2 protein-coding genes are annotated in these 3,283 nt (G+C 63.0%); one reads left to right on the top strand and one right to left on the bottom strand.

Annotation, left to right across the window (positions count from 1 at the left end; all coding sequences use genetic code 11):
- Window positions 1-12: 12 nt before the first annotated feature.
- Entirely contained in the window at window positions 13-1,098 is a 1,086-nt protein-coding gene (gene trpS, locus AC0AP0_RS10730) for a tryptophan--tRNA ligase (RefSeq protein ID WP_046322131.1), read from the top strand.
- Here the strand turns inward: trpS and AC0AP0_RS10725 are convergent.
- Window positions 1,095-3,032, bottom strand: coding sequence for a threonine/serine exporter family protein (locus AC0AP0_RS10725; RefSeq protein WP_454483385.1), 1,938 nt, complete (start codon window positions 3,030-3,032; stop codon window positions 1,095-1,097). The genes trpS and AC0AP0_RS10725 overlap by 4 nt on opposite strands.
- Window positions 3,033-3,283 lie beyond the last annotated feature (251 nt).

Here is a 3,283-nt window from a genome sequence, read left to right as displayed (position 1 = left end):
GAGGGTGGGACCATGCAGGAAGAAGTCACAGCGGCAGGCAACGAGATCAGCGACAGCTTCAGAGCCGCCAAGCATCGATCCGACCAGGTGCTGGCCGAACTGGACAAGAATCCTAGCCGCTACACCATGCTGACCGGCGACCGCCCGACCGGCAGGCTTCACCTGGGCCATTATTTCGGCTCCATCCGCGAACGTGTCCAGATGCAGAATCGCGGTGTGCACACCAACATCGTCATCGCCGACTATCAGGTCATCACCGACCGGGACACCACCGAGCATATCCGCGACAACGTGCTCAACCTGGTGCTTGACTATCTGGCTGCGGGCATCGACCCCAAGAAGACCATGATCTTCACCCATTCGTCCACCCCTGCAGAGAACCAGCTGCTGCTGCCCTTCCTCTCGCTGGTTACCGAAGCCGAACTTCACCGCAACCCCACCGTCAAGGCCGAGATGGAGGCCAGCGGCCATGCCCTGACCGGCCTGTTGCTGACATACCCGGTCCACCAGGCCTGCGACATACTCTTCTGCAAGGCCAACGTGGTCCCCATCGGCAAGGACAACCTGCCGCATGTTGAGCTGACCCGGACCATCGCCCGCCGCTTCGACGAGCGCTACCCTGGCCAAGCTCCGGTCTTCCCAGAACCTGATGCCATCCTGTCTGACACCCCGGAAATTCCTGGTCTGGACGGCCGCAAGATGAGCAAGTCCTATGGCAACTCCATCATGCTGGGCGCCACCGCCGAGGAGACAGCCAAGCTGATCCGCAAGTCGCCCACCGACTCCGAACGCAGGATCACCTTCGACCCTGTGAACCGCCCGCAGGTCTCGGCCCTGCTGACCACGGCCGGCCTGGTGACCGACCGCAAGCCCGAGGATATCGCCGAAGAGATCGGCAATGCCGGCTCGGGCGCCCTTAAGGCCTACGTGACCAAGTCCGTCAACGAGTTCCTGGCACCCCACCGCGAGCGCCGTGCCGAGCTGGCCAAGGACATGGACACCGTGCGCGACATCCTGGTCGAGGGCAACAAGCGGGCCAACCAGATAGCCGAGGAGACCCTTGATCAGGTGCGCTCGGCTATGGGCATGCGCTACTAGACGTCGTACCGCCAGGAGCGATCGGTCAGCACCCGGGCCGTGACCAGGCCAATGGGCAGGCAGATGATGACCATGAAGGCCCGGAAGGCCCAGTCCAAGGCGTTAAGCGTATTGAACTGCCCCAGGTAGAACATGGCTCGGTACATATACAGACCGGGCACCATGATGACGATGGATGGCACGGTCAGGCTGATTCTTGGATAGCCCAGGTGAGGCGGCAGCAGGCCGTGGCGGACCGAGGAGCGCCAGACCGTAGCCAGCATGCCGGCCAGAAAGGCACCCAGAAAAGCGGCCATCTCCGGAGGGACATGAAGCAGGTCCTGCATCTCCAGGCGCATGGTGTCGGTCAGAGCGCCGATGACGGCGGCCACCAAGGCCATGCGCTGGGGTGAGTTGAAGAGGACCGAGAAGCCCCAGACCCCGCAGAATGCTGCAATCATGCGCAGTCCGGCCATCAGCAGGGGACTCAGGTTCATCGGTTCAAAGCCCTGGGGGTTGAGCATGACCATCCGCGCCACAGCCCAGCCTCCCAGTGTGGCCACCAGGATGATTGAGAAGGCGTAGGTGATGCGCTGCACCCCCGAGGGAAAGTCCAGCTTGGCGATGTCTAGGCCGCCGGTGACCAGGGGAAAGCCGGGAATGACGAAGAGGATGGCGCCGATATAAGCCGTGTCGTGCTTGAGGGCCACCGGGTCGAAAATACCCACTAGTCTCAGCGTGCCGACGCAGGCCAGGGCGGCGATGATGACCGCCACCCCGGTAGCGAAGAACTGGTTGATCCGCCTGCCCAGCATCTGTCGACGCACCCACTGGCCTATGCCAGCGCCGACAAAAGCCCCGGCCATATCGTAGGGGCCGCCGCCCAGCAGGAAGACGAAGGCTGCGCAGGCCACAGCCGAGGCGAAGCCCGAAAAGAGGGGCGAGTAGAGGGGCTTGCGTCGCTCGATCAGGTCCAGACGCTCATGCGCCTGCCGGACCGTGATGCCACCCCTTGCCTGCGGCTTTGGGGACGCGGATTTGTCAGAGGAGGCAGGCTCATCGGAAAATGCAGCCTTTGCTGAGTCTGTTGCCTCTCTGAGCAATGCGGACCCGTCGGAAGACACCGGCTGTTCGGAGGGTGCCGCACCCTCGGAAGACTTGGCCTTTTCATGTGCTTGGCCTTGGGCTGACGCAGGCCGTCCAGACCCAAGCTGCTCAGACGCGGAGTCGCGCCCTTGGCTGGTTGCAGATGATCCAATGGCTGCACAACCAGCGGCACTCGAATCTGAATTCTCAATCGCGTAGGCAGCAGAAACAGAAGCAGCTTTGGAATCTTCGGAATCCTCCAAGGCTGCGGCGGTCGGCGTGGCCTCCGGCCGAGGCGTGGAGCCTACGGTTCCCAGACCGGCGGCTGTCCTGGTGTCTATGGCCGCCGCATCGATCCGGCTCTGGCTGATCTCGTCCTCGTTGTGTACGGCAGTGGCCACCGCGTCCTTGAGCGCCTTGGCCGCATCCTGGTCCTGGGCCAGCACCTCTTTGACCGCCTTGCGGGCCGCTGCATAGACGTTCGGCTCGTCCAGGTTGTCCACCAGCTCCCGGGAAACCACCGTCATGGCGTGGTAGGTTCCCGCCTGCCCGCACTTGACGCTGAGCCAGTCGGCGAAGTGCTCCAGGAGCCAGATCCGCTCGGTGTTGACCCCGGTGGTGGGCAGGTCCACCACCTCGGTGATCCGAGACACGCCATCCGTGCAGGTGGCCTCGATGTCGGTCAGGTTCACGTCGGCCCGCACATGCACGCCCATGGGGTAGGCAATCCTGTGCATCATCTCGCGTACGCGGAAGCTTCCCGTTCCAGCCCCCAGCTCCAGCATGCCCACCCGCACAATCAGGCTGGTCTTGGCCGCGATGCAGGCCTCGACGATGGGCTTGTCGTAGTCGCGTTCAATATCCTCCATATCCAGTGGGATGGAATGGGTGTGGTACTTGCTTACCCGTCTGACCTCGGCTGCGGCCCTTCCGCGATAGCTGTCCTTGGAACTCCTGCTCTTGAATTTCACACCCACATTCATACTCCACCCGGGTCACGTGAGCTTGCACCGCCGCATGGGACCATGAAACGTATTCGACCTGAAAGCGTCCTAGAATGGGCCGCGAGCCATCGAACCGAAGGCTGTGGGCCTGCAACGCCGACCACCAATAACCGCGG

The sequence above is a fragment of the Bifidobacterium sp. POST2/T3 (B1) genome (genome assembly GCF_058197115.1).
Note: the sequence above shows the minus strand (reverse complement) of the source record. Positions and strands in the feature narration are given on the sequence as shown.